Source organism: Paenibacillus sp. XP01 (assembly GCF_057364885.1).
Window position 1 is genome coordinate 556,577 of the sequence record NZ_CP139481.1, and the last position, 17,474, is coordinate 574,050.

At 52.2% G+C, this 17,474-nt stretch carries 14 protein-coding genes; 9 read left to right on the forward strand and 5 right to left on the reverse strand.

The genetic code is table 11. From position 1 onward, the window contains the following. Positions 1–82 precede the first annotated feature (82 nt). Entirely contained in the window at positions 83–2,416 is a 2,334-nt protein-coding gene (locus SNR34_RS02655; RefSeq protein WP_486181063.1) for a ribonucleoside-diphosphate reductase subunit alpha, read from the reverse strand. 765 nt (positions 2,417–3,181) lie between these two features. Between SNR34_RS02655 and SNR34_RS02660 the strand changes: the two genes are divergently transcribed. The 4 genes from SNR34_RS02660 (at position 3,182) to SNR34_RS02675 (ending at position 6,501) form a co-directional block, all read left to right on the forward strand. Further along, entirely contained in the window at positions 3,182–3,517 is a 336-nt protein-coding gene (locus SNR34_RS02660; RefSeq protein ID WP_236417549.1) for an MTH1187 family thiamine-binding protein, read from the forward strand. A 337-nt stretch (positions 3,518–3,854) separates the two neighbouring features. Continuing rightward, the gene (locus SNR34_RS02665; protein WP_236417547.1) at positions 3,855–3,959 is read left to right on the forward strand and encodes a YjcZ family sporulation protein; all 105 of its coding nucleotides are present in this window, start codon (positions 3,855–3,857) and stop codon (positions 3,957–3,959) included. Between the two features lie 411 nt (positions 3,960–4,370). Beyond that, the gene (locus SNR34_RS02670; protein WP_236417769.1) at positions 4,371–4,493 is read left to right on the forward strand and encodes a YjcZ family sporulation protein; all 123 of its coding nucleotides are present in this window, start codon (positions 4,371–4,373) and stop codon (positions 4,491–4,493) included. A 484-nt stretch (positions 4,494–4,977) separates the two neighbouring features. Beyond that, positions 4,978–6,501 carry an HD-GYP domain-containing protein gene (locus SNR34_RS02675; RefSeq protein ID WP_486181064.1) on the forward strand — a complete coding sequence of 508 codons (1,524 nt, stop codon included), beginning with the start codon at positions 4,978–4,980 and terminating at the stop codon, positions 6,499–6,501. Here SNR34_RS02675 and SNR34_RS02680 read toward each other — a convergent pair. Next, positions 6,494–7,147 (reverse strand): phosphatase PAP2 family protein, encoded by a 654-nt coding sequence (locus SNR34_RS02680; protein ID WP_236417545.1) that lies wholly within the window; start codon positions 7,145–7,147, stop codon positions 6,494–6,496. The two genes, SNR34_RS02675 and SNR34_RS02680, sit on opposite strands and share 8 nt — an antisense overlap. 221 nt (positions 7,148–7,368) lie before the next feature. Here SNR34_RS02680 and SNR34_RS02685 point away from each other — a divergent pair, with 221 nt between their 5' ends. Together SNR34_RS02685 and SNR34_RS02690 are read left to right on the forward strand one after the other, a co-directional pair. Beyond that, positions 7,369–8,781: an ATP-binding protein gene (locus SNR34_RS02685; RefSeq protein WP_339275848.1), complete on the forward strand. Its 1,413-nt coding sequence runs from the start codon at positions 7,369–7,371 to the stop codon at positions 8,779–8,781. A gap of 157 nt (positions 8,782–8,938) precedes the next feature. Next, a complete protein-coding gene (locus SNR34_RS02690; RefSeq protein WP_236417543.1) occupies positions 8,939–9,313 on the forward strand; it encodes a RidA family protein in 375 nt (124 codons plus the stop codon). A gap of 115 nt (positions 9,314–9,428) precedes the next feature. On the opposite strand, the gene SNR34_RS02695 is transcribed toward SNR34_RS02690, so the two are convergent. Beyond that, positions 9,429–10,187 (reverse strand): tryptophan-rich sensory protein, encoded by a 759-nt coding sequence (locus SNR34_RS02695; protein WP_236417542.1) that lies wholly within the window; start codon positions 10,185–10,187, stop codon positions 9,429–9,431. A 222-nt stretch (positions 10,188–10,409) separates the two neighbouring features. On the opposite strand from SNR34_RS02695, the gene SNR34_RS02700 reads away from it, so the two are divergent. Further along, a complete protein-coding gene (locus SNR34_RS02700) occupies positions 10,410–11,378 on the forward strand; it encodes an arsenic resistance protein (protein ID WP_486181065.1) in 969 nt (322 codons plus the stop codon). A gap of 235 nt (positions 11,379–11,613) precedes the next feature. Here SNR34_RS02700 and SNR34_RS02705 read toward each other — a convergent pair whose 3' ends face one another. Together SNR34_RS02705 and SNR34_RS02710 are read right to left on the reverse strand one after the other, a co-directional pair. Next, positions 11,614–13,242 (reverse strand): response regulator, encoded by a 1,629-nt coding sequence (locus SNR34_RS02705; protein WP_486181066.1) that lies wholly within the window; start codon positions 13,240–13,242, stop codon positions 11,614–11,616. After that, positions 13,239–15,077, reverse strand: a complete 1,839-nt coding sequence (locus tag SNR34_RS02710; protein ID WP_343262502.1) for a cache domain-containing sensor histidine kinase — start codon at positions 15,075–15,077, stop codon at positions 13,239–13,241. The genes SNR34_RS02705 and SNR34_RS02710 overlap by 4 nt, the downstream gene beginning before the upstream one ends. 143 nt (positions 15,078–15,220) lie before the next feature. Here SNR34_RS02710 and SNR34_RS02715 point away from each other — a divergent pair, with 143 nt between their 5' ends. Beyond that, positions 15,221–16,102 (forward strand): carbohydrate ABC transporter permease, encoded by an 882-nt coding sequence (locus tag SNR34_RS02715; RefSeq protein ID WP_236417538.1) that lies wholly within the window; start codon positions 15,221–15,223, stop codon positions 16,100–16,102. Then, a complete protein-coding gene (locus SNR34_RS02720) occupies positions 16,102–16,938 on the forward strand; it encodes a carbohydrate ABC transporter permease (RefSeq protein WP_486181067.1) in 837 nt (278 codons plus the stop codon). The genes SNR34_RS02715 and SNR34_RS02720 overlap by 1 nt, the downstream gene beginning before the upstream one ends. Positions 16,939–17,474 lie beyond the last annotated feature (536 nt).

Genomic DNA, 17,474 nt, shown 5'->3' on the forward strand with positions numbered 1-17,474 from the left:
AAAAAAACAACCAGGGCAGCGCCGGTTTGCAAAGAAAACAGGGTGCCCTGGAGGTTATCGTAACTCAGGGATAATTCATTAATCAGCTAGCGCAGGATTCGCATTCTTCGATGGTCAATGCGCGGCTGCGGACGTAATAGGTTGATTTCAGACCGGCTTTCCAGGCATGCAGATGCAGGTCCAGGAATTCGGTTGCTTTGATGTCCGGACGAACGTACAAGTTGAAGCTTTGGCCTTGGTCCACGTGGCGCTGGCGGGCCGAGGCCATGTTGATCGAAGCATGCTGATCCACCATGAACGCCGTTTTGTAGTACCAGATCGTTTTTTCGGACAGATCCGGTGCCGGGTTGGCGATTTTGTACGTTGTTTTCTCTTCGTAGGACAACAGCTCATAGAGCGGGTCGATGCTGGCCGTCGAGCCGGCAATGATGGACGTCGAGCCGTTCGGCGCGATCGCGAACATCCACGCATTGCGCACGCCGTTCCGCTGCACTTCGGCTTGCAGTTCTTTCCATTGCTCCGTCGTTACGAATTCGCCGACGCGGTTGCCTGTCGTGTAATCACGCTGCTCGAAATATTGCCCGCTTTCCCAGTCGGAGCCTTTGAATTTCGGATAATGTCCTTTTTCCTTGGCCAGCTCCATGCTGGATTTCACGAGCAGGTAGTTGATTTTTTCGTACAGGTTGTCGTTGTAGGTCACGGCTTCGTCGGACTCCCAACGGATGCCTTCCAGGGCAAGCAGATGGTGCAATCCGAATGTTCCAAGGCCCACGGCACGATATTGGCTGTTCGTGTATTGGGCTTGCAGCACTTCGATATTGTTGATGTCGATCACGTTGTCGAGCATGCGAACCTGGATCGGAATCAGGCGCTCCAACACGTTATGAGGCACGGCGCGTGCCAAGTGGATGGAGTTCAGGTTGCATACCACGAAATCGCCGGGAACTTTTGAAATGACGATGCGCGTTTGGCCGTCCTTCGTGACGAGTTCTTCTTTTTCCACGACGGTTGCCGATTGGTTCTGCATGATTTCCGTGCACAGGTTGGAAGAGTATACCATGCCGTGTGCGCGGTTCGGGTTCGCGCGGTTGACCGTATCGCGATAGAACATGTAAGGCGTGCCGGTTTCAAGCTGGGACTTCATGATACGTTTCATGATGTCGATCGCTTGTACCGTAATGCGGGACAGCAACGGATGGTTGACGGCTTCCTCGTACTTCTCGCGGAATGTACCTTGGCCAAACGCTTCATCGTAGAAGTCTTCCAACCCGAGTGCGCGTCCGTTTTCGTCTTTCCATCCCATCACTTTCTTCACTTCGTGCGGGCAGAACAGGCTCCACTCGCCACGCTGCTCGACACGTTCCATGAACAAGTCAGGCAGACATACGCCGTGGAATACGTCATGCGCACGCATACGCTCGTCCCCGTTGTTCAGCTTCAGGTCAAGGAAGGCGAGAATGTCTTTGTGGAATACGTCCAGATAAACGGCGATTGCGCCTTTCCGCGTACCGAGCTGATCCACGCTGACGGCTGTATTGTTCAACTGGCGAATCCATGGGATGACGCCGGAGCTTGTGTTTTTGTGTCCGCGAATGTCGGAGCCGCGCGCTCTGACTTTGCCGAGGTAGACGCCGATGCCGCCGCCCATTTTGCTGAGACGTGCCACGTCGGTATTGGAATCGAAGATGCCTTCCAGCGAGTCATCCACGGTATCGATGAAGCAGCTGGAGAGCTGTCCGGCTACCTTTTTGCCGGCATTGGACATCGTTGGCGTCGCTGCCGTCATGTACATGTTGCTCATTGCCCAGTACGCTTCTTTGACCAGGTCCATGCGTTTCTCGGCTGGTTCCTGGTGCATCAGGTACATGGCGATGACCATGTAACGCTCTTGCGGAAGTTCCATGACTTTGCCGTCAAAATCATGGGCGAGGTAACGTTCTGCCAGCGTAAGCAGGCCAATATAGTCGAACAGCAGGTCATTGCGGTAGTCGATGCAGTCTGCGAGCTCGTCGATCTGCTCTTTGGTATAACATTCGAGCAATTCTTCGCGGTAGATGCCCTTTTTCACCAGATCTACGATCAACGGGTAGAAAGCACCGTACGGCTCGTCCGGATAGGATTTGTAGCGGCGGTTGTTGGCCGCTTTTTTGTACAGGGAAGTGAGCAGGGAACGCGCTGCGGCGAATTTCCAGTTGGGTTCCTCTTTGCTGACGAGCTCCAAGGCGCTCATCATAAACGCGGAACTGATTTCGTCCCCGGTGACCTCGTCGCGGCGAAGCTTGCTGTTCACCCCGCGTACCAGGCGCTCCTTGTCGAGCATCTCCAAATCTTGCAGAATGCGGTCGGCATAGACCGAAATGCGCATGTCGTCAAAGGCCAGCTGACGATTGTTCGGCTTGGTCACAACTTGTGGCATGGATATTCCTCTCTTTCATACGGTCAAAGTGTTTTGGAAAATTCTTATGTTAAGAATTGAGTTGTTACGATGTGGTGTAGCTGCTAATTCGTGCTGTTTCGTATGCGGACAAAATGGCTGCTGCAATGGCTATTCAAATGTTTAGGCAGCAAGTTGCGGGTAAGGCAGTGCACGGTGCATGTCCATACAAAAAGCATTCTCCCTGCCTCACGGCCGAAAATGCTTTCTGATGTCCGGCTGTCCTCTTCATGCCTCCAAAAAGCTGGTTAACACAGGGACACCGTATGTAAACAGTGCTGGTGCCAAAATATGATGTAAGCGATGGACTTGCGCAGTCCAAACAGCCCCGGTGCCTCGAGGTCGACTCTGTTCGTGGAGAGCAATGCGCACCTGCCAAAGATGTCTTTGTAGGTAGTCCCATTTTTGTTTCTCGCGAACCTGCAGAAGTAGACTCATAGAAGCGGGGTTATAACATTTCACTACATTTTGTTGCTGCTATCCTAATGTAACCCAACATATAGTGTTTGTAAACAGGCCGATAAGCCAAAACGTAATTCCGAGTATATCATATGAAGCCTCAATACCGCAAAGGAAAAGGACTGGAAGATTTGCGGATTGCCCAAAAAAAATTTTCGTCAAAAGAGGGTGACGTTTTAACGTCAGTTTGAATTGGCGTTCATTCAACTGGTACAATAAAATAAGTCAAAAACGATCACAAAATGGGTGGCCGAGCGGATTTGCACGGTCAGCAGGGAGGCTAGCGAAATGGCAATAGCGGAAGTAACTGTAATTCCGATCGGAACCGGAACCACCAGCTTGAGCGGTTATGTAGCGGATATGCAAAAAGTATTGGAAAGGCAGCGGGGAATTACATATCAGCTGACCTCGATGAGCACGATTATCGAAGGACCGCTGGACGAAGTGTTCACGGCGATTGCCGCGCTGCACGAGGCGCCGTTCCTGTCGGGAGCGCAGCGGGTATCCACGTCCGTAAAAATCGACGACAGGCGCGACAAACCGGGTGCATCCAGTGAACAAAAGCTGCAGTCGGTGCGCGACAAACTAACTGCGCTGCCGTCCCGTCCGCAAGAATTGAATTAAACGAGACTTGTGAAACAAAGGGTAGTATGTAATATCTAGATCTATTGGACATGCACACTTTATTAAAGATAAATAACAATGATCCAAGCAGTATTAGATTTGATTAAAACGCCTGAGTTTCGGTAAAAAGGAGCAGATTCTCCCAGCATGATCATTCATGCGGGATGATTCGCTCCTTTGTTTTGCTAGCGTATGTGGGACTAGCGGGACGTCTATCTGATGGAAGCCTTACCTTTACACATTACTTACATTTTCTGCCCATTTTCGGCATGAGCCCGGTCTTGAAGGGGAGAAATGCATATAGTGAATCGTACCCCACGTTAAAGGAGGGTTTTACATGAGTGGAGTTGTAGGTGCTTACGGCAACCCGTGGACATCGACAGGCGCCATCTTGGTCCTGTTCATTCTCTTGGTCATCATCACCAAATCTTTCTGGGTATAGCTTGATCGACTCCGCCGGGCAACCGGCGGAGTTTTTCTTTTGCGGACAAGCTCGGGGAGGAAGAAAGGCCAGAAGTTTCACAGCGGCATGGATCAAAGACAGGGTACGAAAGCCCATTTTGTGCCAAGAGGGCCATAGCCCGGTCCGGGAAAGGGCTGGATACATAGCTTAGGGGTGTAGGCAAATGCTAAGGAGGAATGAACGATGAGCGAAGTGAATAAACCGAAAACACCGAACGGGAAAGGTCATGTTTACTCTAATAATATGGGAGGTTATGGAAATATGCAGGGAAATGCAGGTTATGATGCGAATGGGTACGGACATGGTTACCCTAACAGTTATGGTTACGGTTACGGCTATGGAATGCCAACGGGGTATGGCTATGGATATCAGCCGAACCAAGGTCCTGTTATGAAACAGGATTATCAGCAAAACTATGGATGCTACGGGTACGGCGGCGGCTGGAGTTCGGTGGGCACCATCCTCGTATTGTTCATCCTTCTAGTCATTATTTCCAAAACGTTTTTCATCTAATGGGCACATAACATGGAAAAACACCCGGAACCCAATTCCGGGTGTTTTGTGTATGTTTTCAGTCTTCTCTGGAATAAGTGATGTCCAAACAACAAAAGCCCTGCCTCTCTTTTGTCCTTGCGGCTCCGATGACCGCGCCAGTGTGAATGGAAAAATCTTGCGTACCCTGCAAATACCGGGTCAGTGCAATTCAGGTTCTTCAATCTCCATGGGTTAAGTGATACATATTCGCTGCGGATGCAGCATGAAGAAAATATTCAGGGGTTAAAAGAAGAGTGAAAATCATTTGAGGTTGTAAACCAACTTTATTATCATACCACATCATGTAATTTTTTGCAAATATATTGAATCCTTTTCATGATTGCGCACGGCCTAAATATTAATTCTTTCCGCCCAATTTGCCGATAACACATGTACAAGCGTCATCAAGATCCGCCTTATTGACAGGGGAAGAAGTGATGCAAATGGAGAGTGAGGGATAAGGGTGGAAATTTACCGTTCGTTTGTAGTTCGTTTGTTGCGGAATTATGTGATGGGCTCCGTGGCGGCTTTGGTCATGATTGGAACTGTCATGATGGTTTCCACCTTGCAATTCCCAAAAGCCCAACTTATGCACCTGATCGTTATTGTAGTGATTTCCCTGCTGTCGATGACAGGGTTCGAATGGCTGACCCTCAAGCGTCAACTTCGCCCGATAAGGCGCTTTTTTGCTGCCAAGCGAACGGATCGGACCGAATTAAACGAAATATATGAGCGAATTCACCGTTTGCCGGAACAGGCGGCTTATCGCATTCTGGGTCCCCATTTGTTTGGCTTTGCCCTGCCGGCAGCAGGTCTAACGTGGTGGATGTTCTTTAAGGGCTGGATCCAATTCTCGCCCGAATATGTAGCTATTGCAGCGGTCTGCGCGCTGTTGATTGCCGGGATGCATGCTTTGGCCGAGTATTATCTCACCGTGCTGGCCATCAGGCCGTTACTGCTGGAGGTAAGAAGGCTGGGAAAGATCCAGCATGGCTTCGAGCCGTCGCTTGGCGGTCGCATCATGGTATCCTTTCAACGCAAAATCCGGTTAAGCACAGCCATGATCAGTCTGTTTCCTCTGCTATTGTTCTTTTTTGCCACTTCGATTCGCTTGCAGTACGTGGACCATGAGTTTGCCCGGGAATATCTGATATGGGCCCTTCTGATCGTCATCCTGGGGGCAGGGGTTGCCATGGTCGGGAGCTGGCTGCTGATTCGCGATGTACGAGACCCCGTGAAGGAACTGACCGAGGAGATGAACCGCATTCAAGAGGGGGATTTCGGCCGAAGGATGCCGGATTTGTACGGCGATGAATTTTCCGCGCTGATCGCCGGATTCAACATGATGATTAACCGGCTCGAAATCAGGCAGGAGCGCAACCGGCAACTGACGCAGAGCTACTTTACGACGCTGGCAGCCGCCCTGGATGCAAGGGACAAGTACACGGCCGGACATTCGATGCGTGTCGCTGAATATTCCCTCATGATCGGCAAGCTGAGCGGAATGAGCGAGGAGCAGTCAGACCTTTTATACAAATCTGCCCTGCTGCACGACATCGGCAAAATTGGAATTCCGGATGAAGTTCTGCACAAAGACGGCAAGTTGACCGACGATGAGTTCGACATTATCAAAACGCACCCCGTGCTGGGGGAAAACCTGTTGCAGCAAATCGAGCCGGCTGAAGCGATGGCGGATTTTCTGCCGGGAGTGCGCTCGCACCATGAACGTTATGATGGAAAAGGGTATCCGGATGGGAAAGCGGGTCAGGATATTCCGGTATTCGGTCGCATTATCGCGGTAGCGGATGCATTTGATGCCATGACCTCGGACCGCCCGTACCGGAGCGGAATGAGCCATGAACGGGCATTGGCCATTTTAGAGGAAGGAAAGGGGACCCAATGGGACCCCCATTATGCGGGTTTGTTCATCAATGAATGGAGGCGCAGGCAGCATCTCCACGGTTCGCCGGACAAAAGGGTCAGTTGATTCTTTCTGTCCATTTGGATTCTTTTCTGCGCCGGCGGTGCAGGAATAGTCCGGTAACCAGTGTGAAAATGAGCTCGCCCAAGATGATAGCTCCGAGCGCATCGTAGATGACATGCTGCTTGATCAGCAGGGTCGAGAGCACGATGACTGCCGAACCGCTGGCGATGAGCAGTTTCACTTGCCGCTTTATTCCCTGGACGGAGAATGCCGCCCGCATGACCAGGTAGGAGTATAAGGCATGAATGCTGGGAAAGCAGTTGAACGGTTCGTCCCGGTCATAAAGCCAGCTTACGATGGAACTGCCGATGCCGCTCCCTGTAATCACGGGGCGGTGTACCGTCGTCTGAAAATTGAAATAAATGAGATAACAGATCCAAACACAGATGTTCATGGACAACAACACCCGGTAATAGACTTCTCGGTCTTTGGCACAGAGATAAGCGAGCACGCCGAAAACGAACGGATACCATCCCAGATATGGAATGGACATCAATGGAAGGAACGGAATCGCTTGATCGATGGGTGAGCGCAACACGACGAATCCGCGATCAGGTGAATTGAGGACATCATAGAACAGTCCCATAACGACAAGCGAGAGCATCAGGCTCAAAGACAGCCAGTAGGATTTGCTTTTTAGCGATTGCACGGCAGTGCTTCTCCTTTCGTCCACGTCTGCAAGGAAGTGGATGCAACGAATAAATAGACAATAATATATTTTACAATTTTAAGCGCACAAATTGAATCGGGATTTGTGTGTTTTTTTGTGTACATTTTCCAGGGCAGAATGTCGAAGATTGGCTGAGCGTGATATGATGAAGGTACAAAAGGGCCGTCCATTGCGATGGTTGGGACAACGGGAGTGAGTGAATGGAATTTTCAAAAATGTTCGTCATGAATATGGGGATGCTGATTACATTCGCCTATCTTGCTAGTCTGTTCTATAAATACGTTGTCATACGAACTTCTCCCAAATTTAAACAAATGATATCGGTGTTCCTGCTCATACTGGCCGGGTGGATCAGCATGGTTTTTGGCTTCCAACTGAACGATGAGGTCATTTTCGATCTTCGCTTCGTTCCGTTGATCGTTGCAGTGCTGACGTACAGGCAGCCTTATAGCGTTTTCCTGATCGGGTTGGGGATCGGACTGACTCGGTTAACCTTCGGCATTAACGAGGCCACGCTGGCCGGATTGATCAACTTGACTATACTTGGCGCAGTGTGCGCAGGATTGAATGTCTGGATGAGGCGAACGGACTATAGGCTGATTATCAAGGCCGTGCTTGTGATCCTGATCGTAAATATGGTTAACAGCCTCAACATTGCCGCGTTTGGCGTCATCCCGGCAACGTACTTTTTCTCGCATATCATGCCTTACACGCTGCCGGCCGGGGTCGTGCTCAGCTTTGTATTTACGGTTATTCTGCGGGATTTTCAGAACGAACAGAATCGGATTGTGCTCATACAGAGCACCAATCGCCTGTTATCCTTGCAAAAGGAAGAACTGCAGCGCGCTCAGGCGGTGCTGGAGGAGCGTGCGAGGCAGCTTGCGCTGGCTTCGCAGTACAAATCGGAATTTCTGGCCAACATGTCCCATGAGCTGCGGACGCCGCTGAACAGCGTCATTAATTTTGCGCAAATGATCAGTGAAAACACGGACACGATGGACAAGGAGGAGATCGTCCGATTTGCGGAGATGATCGACCAGTCCGGTCAGGAGCTGCTCGCGTTGATCAACGATATTTTGGATTTGTCCAAGGTGGAGGCAGGACGGCTGGATATCGTGCTTGAGCAGATTGGCGTCAAGCAGCTGGCCGAGGATGCGATGAGCCACTTTCTGTTGGTTGCGGAGAAGAAGGGCATTCAACTGCTGATGGAACAGGAACCGGGCGTCCCCGAGACGTTGTGGTCCGATCCGCAGCGCATCCAGCAGATTTTGCGCAACCTGGTGTCCAATGCGGTTAAATTCACGCATCAGGGGACCGTAAAGCTGACGATCAGCAGCGAGGCCTGCAGCGAAGGCTTTTCGGGCCGGTGGATCGTCTTTTCCATTAAGGATACGGGAATCGGCATCCCGAAGGAACGGCACCAATCGATTTTCGAAGCATTTCAGCAGGCGGACGGTTCGATCAGCCGCAAATTCGGCGGCACAGGTCTGGGTCTGTCCATCAGCCGTGATTTGGCCGGATTGCTGGGTGGTTTTATTCAGCTTGAAAGCGCGGAGGGAGAGGGAAGCACCTTTCGTTTGTACCTGCCGTTGACTTGTGAAAAAATGAATTGACAACGCGTATGCCGCGAGTGGAAGTTGGAAAATTCCTGAAGGTCATCCTCTTTGGGCTATGCGCCGTCCTATGGAACGGACGTTAGTTGCCCGAGGACAGGATCGTGATATAATAATCATCAACCAAAACAGGATGAAAGCAAAGGAGATCATGTCCATGAAAAAACCAATCTCTACCGAGCAGGCGCCAGGCGCCATCGGACCATACAGCCAAGCGATCGAAGCCGGCGGCTTCGTTTACACTTCCGGCCAATTGGGACTCAATCCCCAAACGGGAGAATTTGGAGCAGATGTGCAGGAACAAGCGCGCCTGTCTTTGAGCAATGTAAAAGCCATTCTGGAAGCGGCGGGCACAAGCATGGATAAAGTGGTGAAAACGACGGTTTTCCTGAAAGACATGAACGATTTCGTGCCTGTAAACGAAGTATACAGCAGCTTCTTCGAACAGCCTTATCCGGCACGCAGTGCGGTGGAGGTAGCCCGTCTGCCGAAGGATGCACTCGTCGAGATCGAGGTTATTGCCCTGAAATAGTTCTTGGACAGGCCAGAACCATAAAAGCCGAGTTTGGTTGGATAACCGGACTCGGCTTTTTATATGTCTATCGTTATGATGAAGCTAGTTTCTTATCTGCCCCTATATTAAAATGTCAGTCCCGGTCCTGATTGCTGGCCAGGAACAGCCACACCGCATAAATCGCCAGCACAATCGCTGCCGCGATTGCCGTATAATAGACGGAAATGACATCCTTTTGTTTGATCGCGATCGCGATGTAGGCCCAGGTGAAAACGAGTGGATAGAATCCGTCTCTGTATGGGAAGCTTACCAGCACCGCGAGCAACGTGCCCACGGCAAGCATGATGATTGCCCATGTTGAATCGCTGAGCCCGAAGCCGTCCCAACCGATTTTGCGCAATAACACGGCGACGTTAATGATGGTTGCCACGCTTATCCAGCCCAGATAGATGCTGAAGGGCAGTTTAATGAACCAGATCTCGGCCGTGGTAGGTATCGTAATGGCGCGTGTTCGTAAATACAATGCAATCAGGGACAGGAGCAGCATAACCATGATCAGCAAAGACAGCCCGATTTGCAGGTTCTGAAAAGCAAAAATCCAAGCAATATTCAGAGCGCAGCTGACGGGGAACCAATAACCCAGGCTGGGGATGGAATCCCTTTTCCGGGAAGAAGGCAGGAATCCATAGATCACGAACCCGGCAAGCAGCAAATAAATGAGTGCCCAGATCGAAAAGGCATATCCGGCCGGGGTGATCAAGACGGGGTACATATCAGATACTTGTTTGTTGGTCCTGCCGCCGATCGGCAGGGCATTGGATAGATAGTTCACGACAACCATGGCGGCAAAGCTAATGGCATTGATCCATTTGTATGGAAGATTACGAGACATGGCATTCCCTCCTTGGTATGCAGCAGATGAATGAACAGCGGGTCATCCTACCTTGAATATACCCAATTCCGGAAAAGTTTAAATAAGCGCATCTGAAAATTGTGACAGATAGGGGAGCAGGGAACGAAATGCGGATTTGTTTGCAGCGTCCTGTCCAAGGTTACGCGGAGGCGGAACATAATATGTCCCTCAGGGGATGGAGAAGAGCGGGGAGAGCATGGAATGAGACGTGAAACGATGGAGAAATACCAAAGCTGGTTTTACGTTGCGGCGCTGCTGGCAGGGACGGCCATCGGACTGGGAAGTGAAAAGGGGGGAGCTGCGCTTGGAATGGCCGTATCCCCGGTACTCGCGGTGCTGTTATACAGCATGTTTGCGCAAATTCCTTTTTTGCAAGTCAGGGAGGCCTGGTCCAACCTTCGTTTCATGGGGGCGCTGTTAACGGCGAATTTCGTCGTGGTGCCCGTGGTTGTACTGGGACTTACGCTATTGTTCCCTCAATCGTCTCCTGTGCTGATCGGGGTTCTTTTGGTGCTGTTGACGCCTTGCATCGACTATGTCATCGTGTTCACCCAGTTAGGCAAAGGGAACGAGAAACTTGTGCTTGCCGCAACGCCATTGCTTTTTATTGCACAGATGGTGCTGCTGCCGCTGTATTTATGGCTGTTTGTCGGTAGTGAGGCAGCCCGGGTGATGGAAGTGGGGCCGTTTGTCGAAGCCTTTCTGTTTTTGATCGTTATTCCGATGGTGTTGGCGCTTCTTACGCAGCTGTGGGGCAAACGCAGGAAAAAAGGAGAGGCCGTGCTTCAGGCAGCGGCCTGGCTGCCGGTCCCGCTGATGGCGCTGGCCCTGCTTGTGGTGGTAGCCTCCCAAATCGGCAAAGTTCGCGAGGATATCGGGGTCATCGTTGGCGTCGTGCCAATCTATGTGGCTTTTGCTGTCGTCATGCCAATCGTTTCGCGGTTCATCGCGGCAATTTTTCGCTTGGACGTCGGTTCGGGACGAGCCGTGATCTTCAGTTCGGCCACGCGTAATTCGCTGGTAGTTATGCCACTGGCCCTGGCGCTGCCGCAGGAATGGGCGACGATGGCGGCGGCGGTCATCGTGACGCAAACGATGGTTGAGCTAGCTGCGGAACTGGTTTATATCAGGTTGGTCCCTGCGTGGATCATGAGAGATCGACTGACTTGAGAAAAAGACGTCCCATGGCCCTGTACTATGCGCAACGAACATTGCACAACTTATTCGGCAGAATATGACCTTTAATTTCGGCTAACGAACCTCAGACACGCTATTGCTGGCCGAATGGACTCAGCACACACCACTTTCTTGAAATAGCGTGTCTACGGTTCGTTAGCGCCTCAAAAGGTCATCTTTTCGGCAAATAAGACGTCTCAGGTTCCTTAGAGCTTAGAACATTCCGCTTCTAATTCACCCCGGATGACATTTTCCGGTATTCCCCAGGCGTCATGCCCTCCATTTTTTTAAAGACCTTGCTAAAGTACTTTTCATCCTGATACCCTACCATCTCCGCAATTTGGGCAAGCCGCAGGGAAGGGTTCTGCAGCAGCAGCTTGGCGTTGTTCATCCGCTGTCTTCCAAGGTATTCGGACCAATTGAGCCCGAATTGCTGCTTGAACTTGCGCGAAATGTATTCGCGGCTCAGATAAAATTTCGCTGCAATCTGCTGCAGGGAAAGATCTTCCTTATAATGGGCTTCCGTATAACGCGCGATGTCGCTCATCGGGTCGGAGTTTGCAGGATGCGGCGCGATCAGCGCCTTGCCTGCAGCCAGCAATCGGTGCTCCAGTTGGGACTGGAACAAGCGGATTGATAATCGGCCGGCCCGGTCCAGGGGCAGTTCCGCAAAAGGAAAAGCCTGCTCTTCGATGGTATCCAGATCCATCGCCGTAGGCAGGTCTTCCTGGTCGTCCAGCCAACGGCCGATCATCCACTCGAATTCGTCCATCCACTGCTGCAGTTGTTCGCCCGTAATGACCTCAAGCTGAGAGATGGGTTCGATCCACTCGGCAACGGCTGCCGATATGCTCGCCGCATTGCCGCTCATGGCTGCGACGCGCCACGTTTCCTCCATCGATGACAGGCGCTTTGGTTTGTTTCCGGACTGGACAGGGGGAGAAAGGTGAAGGCATCCTGCGGATTGGCGTATATTTCTTCGCCACAAGCGAAGCCGAGCCTCCTGGTAAGCCGCCGATATCCCTCCGGGATACGCGTCGCAAGAAGAGATGCCAAAATGCAAATGGCGTTGGAGCGTCTGGTCCATACCTTGGTTGACTTTCTCCAGAAGGGACTGCAGACCGGCGCTGTCTCCCCAATAGAGCAGCACGACTTCATCAGGCTGCTCCAAATGCCGGAATGCGACGCCTTTGTCCGGGTTGTTGAACGACTCGGCCGCGATATTGATGACCGAGAAGGTGAGCAGTTCAGGCTGGCTCCGGTATTTGGCCAGTATACCTGCATCGAGATGGGACAGGCTTGTCACGGCTACGCTGCAACAGGGCAGCGCATCAGGAAAGCTCAACTCGTCCCGAAGCTGCTGCAGCCGGGACGCGCCATTCGTCCGACCGGCGACGAGAGCAGTCAGCAGCCTGTCCTGATAATGCGGGCGCATCCGGTTCACAACGATGGATTGTGTGGCGGATTGCCTGCGCGCGGCCTCCGCCTCGCTCCAAGCTCGGATGGCTTTGCCCAGGGAAGCGTTCAGTTCGTCCGCTTCGACGGGTTTAAGCAAATAATCCATGCCGCCGTAACGGATGGCGTGCCGAACCAGCTCAAAGTCGTCATAACCGCTGATGACCACCACTTTACTATGCGGAGCGTGAGTCGAAATCCACTCCAGCAATGCCATGCCGTCTTTCCCCGGCATGCGCATGTCGCTGAGAATAAGTTCCGGAGATTCGGCGGTGATGACCGCCACGGCTTCATTTCCGTCTGCAGCTTCCAGCAATGTTTCGACCCCGAGCTCAGCCCAATGACCAAGCAGACGGATGGCGTCGCGAACGTGTTTTTCGTCATCGACGATCAGTGCTTTCATGGTGTCCACTCTCCTGCGTATAGTTTAATGGTAATGGTGACGCCGCCTTCCTCGCGATTACTGACCGACAGACTGGCTGGGGATTCGGGCGGCGAGTGCAATTGAAGCCTGCGGATGACATTACGCAGACCGATGGATTCGGAATCATCCGCCGCGGTGCCTGCGGTTTCCGCATTCTGTTCATGCTGTTGCATCCACCCTTGAATTTCCTTCAACCGTTGTTCGGATATGTGCGGCCCATTGTTCTCCACTTCGATCTCGACCTGTTGCTCGTTAGTGCGGCGGCTGGACACGCGGATTACTGCTTGACCAGGCTGTACGTCTGCCCCGTGCTTGAAGCAGTTTTCAATGATGGGCTGCAGCGTCATTCTGGGGAGTCTGGTCTCCAACGTGTCCCCGGCAAAGCGCAGGTGCACCTCCAGACGTTCGCCGAAACGCTCCTGCTGCAATTGCAAATATAACCGGGCATGCTCCGCTTCCTCCTGCAAGGTGACAAGCGCTTGTTCCCGCATGCTGTAACGAAGCATTTTGGACAGGGAAGAGAGCAGCGTATATACCCGCTCTCCCTGCTGCTGCAGTGCAAGCGTGCCGATGGACTGCAGGGTGTTGTACAGAAAGTGCGGATGAATCTGGGCCTGCAATGCTTTGAGCTGATTGGTTTTATTGGCGATCTCCAACCGGTATTCCCGCAAAATCAGGTTGTTCACCGTATCCATCATATCCCGGAAGTGGCGGGCCAGCACGCCGAATTCATCCCGGCTTTTCAGTTGGATGTTGACATGAAGGCGACCGGCCTGGATTTGATTCATGTACCGCATCAATTGTTTGAGCGGCCCTGTGATGCGGATGGAAATAAACAACGTGGCCACGATGACGAGCAGCAGCGCCGCAATGGCAATGAGCGCATTATTCCAGGTCAGCGAGGTGGCTTGGGCATACAACGTTTCATTCGGAATCTGTTTGACGATGGTCCAATCGGCGAAGCGGCTGCCAAGCTGCTGATAGACATACATGGAACGTTCTTGCTCAAAATGTCCGGATGCGGGAAAGGCTTGTCCCGAGCCTGCTCGTACAAGATCCAACTGTTCCGTCGCCTTAGCGCTCAGAGCTTCCGTACCTTCGATGCTCGACGTGCCTTGATAAATGATGCGGTTCTGCCCGTCTACCACGTAGATCTGTTCTTTGGCTGGGTCGTAAAGCCGGTTGCAGATGGCTGCGATCGTATCCATGTTGAGGTCGATGGCGAGCACCCCGAGCTGTTCCGTCGAAGGGATGTCCATAATGATCCGGCGCAGAGTCACGACCGTTCGAGGGGCACCACCTGCGGCGGAAGCCTTGAAGCCATAGGAATGGCTGACGTGTGCAGGCTCAAACCAAATGTCGGTTTGTCCCTGTGCGACATCGTCATGCGGGAAGCCGGCATAAGCCTGCTCCCGTTCCTCTCTTTTTGGAAATGGATCGGTAATCAAGGTCGACTGATTGGCGGCATAAGAGTGCAGATATAGTTGAAACACGTCCGGAACGGAAGTGCGAATCGTTTGCAGCGTCGTGTAGATTTCGGCTACGGCACGGTAGTCCCCCGGAATTTTGATCAGGTTGCGCAAAAATTTCGGATCGTTGTACACGGCCAGTGAAGCCTTCGCCACGTTGTCGAGCACGTTGTTTAGATTGGTGGACGCCTGATAAATCAGGCGGATGTTCTCTTGCGTCGCCTGTTCGCGCAAGGCCGTTTTCGTCTGGGTAAAGGTCATGTACGTAGACGCCAGCAGCGGCAGCGTTGTAGCAATGAGCATAAAGGCAATCAGTTTGATGCGAATGCTGTAGTATTTGGACATCGAAACACCCTTCCGGCTTAGGTATGGGAGAGGACAATATTTTACACCCAACTGTTCACAAGGGTCGGTGTTTCCTGCGGCAGCATTGGGGTTTAATAGAAAAAGAGACCGAATCCATCCAACCATAGAAGGGGGAGAACGACATGAAGCATCGCGGGTCATCACAGCTGTTGCAGCAGCTTGTGTTTGTGGGTCCCTCCATCGTCTTTTTTATTCTCATTATCGTCATTCCTTTCCTGCTCGGCATGGTGTATTCTTTTACCGACTGGAATGGCGTGTCCGCGACGATCAACTGGATTGGGCTCGACAACTTCCTGCATATTTTTGCAAACGATCCCAAGTTCCAGACCGCATTCTGGTTTACGGTGCGCTTTACGGTGGTTGGCGTGGTGCTGACCAACATCATCGGATTTTTCCTGGCGTATTTCCTGACCAAACCGCTGAAGTCGAGAAACATGCTGCGCACGATTTTTTTCATGCCCAACGTCATCGGCGGATTGCTGCTCGGCTTCATCTGGCAATTCATATTTGTGAAAGGGTTTTCAACAATAGGCGACCTGACCGGCTGGTCCTTCTTTAATCTCCCCTGGCTGGGGGACGAGGCGACGGCCTTCTGGGGAATCGTCATTGTGTTTGTATGGCAGACTGCAGGTTATCTGATGGTGATCTACATTTCTTCCTTGACCAACGTCTCCCCGGATCTGCTGGAGGCTGCCGAAATCGACGGAGCAAGCCGCTGGCAGATATTGCGCAGCATCATCGTACCGCTCATCATGCCGGGCGTGACCATCTGTCTGTTTTTGGCCATCTCCTGGTCGTTCAAAATGTTCGATCTCAACCTGTCGCTCACGAAAGGCGGACCGTTTGGCTCAACCGAGTCGGTGGCGCTCAACATCTACAATGAGGCCTTCGTGAACAACCGATACGGGATCGGGACGGCCAAAGCATTTGTGTTCTTTGTCATCGTGGCCATCATTACGATCATTCAGGTACGGCTGACCAAGAGCAAGGAGGTGGAGGCATAATGGAAACAAGCAAAAATTATCGGTTCGGGACGCTGCTTATCGAGGTGATCATGGTACTGGTCGGGCTGCTGTTCCTGGTCCCGTTCTACTTCCTGTTCGTCAATTCGGTCAAAACGTTTGGCGACCTGCTCACCAATTCGGCCGCATGGCCCGAGTCGTTCCAGTGGGCGAACTATTCGAACGCATGGGAAAAAATAAACTTTCCTTCCGCGCTGGTCAATTCGCTGATCGTTACGATCGTCAGCAACCTGCTGCTGGTGCTCATCAGCTCGATGGCGGCTTATCGGATGGTTCGCAGCAACACCCGGTTCAACCGGATCTTGTTCGGCCTGTTCATCGCCGCAATGGTGATTCCGTTCCAGTCTATCATGATTCCGCTGGTGACGGTAACCAGCAATCTGGGTCTGATCGACAGTCTCCCCGGGCTGATCATTTGTTATCTCGGTTTTGGGGCCCCTATGTCGATATTCCTGTTCCACGGATTCGTCAAATCCGTGCCGGTCGAGATTGAAGAGGCTGCACGAGTGGACGGAAGCTCCGTATACGGCGTGTTCTTCCGCATCGTGTTTCCGCTCATGAAGCCGATGTACGTTACGGTCATCATCTTGAACACGCTTTGGATCTGGAACGACTACCTGCTGCCGTCCCTGATCCTGCAAAGCTCCAATCTGCGCACGATACCGATTGCGACCTTTGCGCTGTTCGGCCAGTACACGAAACAGTGGGATTTGGCACTGCCTGCGCTGGTGCTCGGCATTATGCCGATTATCATATTCTTTTTGTTAATGCAAAAATACATTATTCAGGGGATCACGGCGGGATCAGTTAAAGGGTAGGTGTAGGAGTGCGAGTGTGGTCGCTCCGGGAGCAGTTGCACTTCCGATCGCTGTTGCTCCCCGGTGGCTTGAACGAGTAGGGCAAGGAAGCCACCGGGTATCAAAGGCGACCGCTGCGCTTCTCCAGTGCATCCAGCTCCCTCCGCTTTCGACTCGCACGGAAAGAAGCAAAGAGGGACCGTGCTGTGAGGAGAAGGAGCACGGTCCCGGAAAAAACAGATCAAGGTGGGTGCGAGTGTGGTCGCTCCGGGAGCAGTTGCACTTCCGATCGCTGTTGCTCCCCGGTGGCCTGAATGAGTAGGGCAAGGAAGCCACCGGGCATCAAAGGCGACCGCTGCGCTTCTCCAGTGCATTCAGCTCCCTCCGCTTTCGACTCGCACGGAAAGAAGCAAAGAGGGACCGTGCTGTGAGAGAAGGAGCACGGTCCCGGAAAAAACAATCAAGGTAGGTGCGAGTGCGGTCGCTCCGGGAGCAGTTGCACTTCCGATCGCTGTTGCTCCCCGGTGGCCTGAACGAGTAGGGCAAGGAAGCCACCG

Excerpts from the sequence above, each read along its gene's own strand:
- SNR34_RS02705 (WP_486181066.1), bottom strand. The coding sequence starts at position 13,242 with ATGAAAGCACTGATCGTCGATGACGAAAAACACGTTCGCGACGCCATC.
- SNR34_RS02695 (WP_236417542.1), bottom strand. The coding sequence starts at position 10,187 with ATGTCTCGTAATCTTCCATACAAATGGATCAATGCCATTAGCTTTGCC.
- SNR34_RS02690 (WP_236417543.1), top strand. The coding sequence starts at position 8,939 with ATGAAAAAACCAATCTCTACCGAGCAGGCGCCAGGCGCCATCGGACCA.
- SNR34_RS02720 (WP_486181067.1), top strand. The coding sequence starts at position 16,102 with ATGGAAACAAGCAAAAATTATCGGTTCGGGACGCTGCTTATCGAGGTG.
- SNR34_RS02685 (WP_339275848.1), top strand. The coding sequence starts at position 7,369 with ATGGAATTTTCAAAAATGTTCGTCATGAATATGGGGATGCTGATTACA.
- SNR34_RS02660 (WP_236417549.1), top strand. The coding sequence starts at position 3,182 with ATGGCAATAGCGGAAGTAACTGTAATTCCGATCGGAACCGGAACCACC.
- SNR34_RS02710 (WP_343262502.1), bottom strand. The coding sequence starts at position 15,077 with ATGTCCAAATACTACAGCATTCGCATCAAACTGATTGCCTTTATGCTC.
- SNR34_RS02665 (WP_236417547.1), top strand. The coding sequence starts at position 3,855 with ATGAGTGGAGTTGTAGGTGCTTACGGCAACCCGTGGACATCGACAGGC.
- SNR34_RS02700 (WP_486181065.1), top strand. The coding sequence starts at position 10,410 with ATGAGACGTGAAACGATGGAGAAATACCAAAGCTGGTTTTACGTTGCG.
- SNR34_RS02715 (WP_236417538.1), top strand. The coding sequence starts at position 15,221 with ATGAAGCATCGCGGGTCATCACAGCTGTTGCAGCAGCTTGTGTTTGTG.
- SNR34_RS02670 (WP_236417769.1), top strand. The coding sequence starts at position 4,371 with ATGAAACAGGATTATCAGCAAAACTATGGATGCTACGGGTACGGCGGC.
- SNR34_RS02655 (WP_486181063.1), bottom strand. The coding sequence starts at position 2,416 with ATGCCACAAGTTGTGACCAAGCCGAACAATCGTCAGCTGGCCTTTGAC.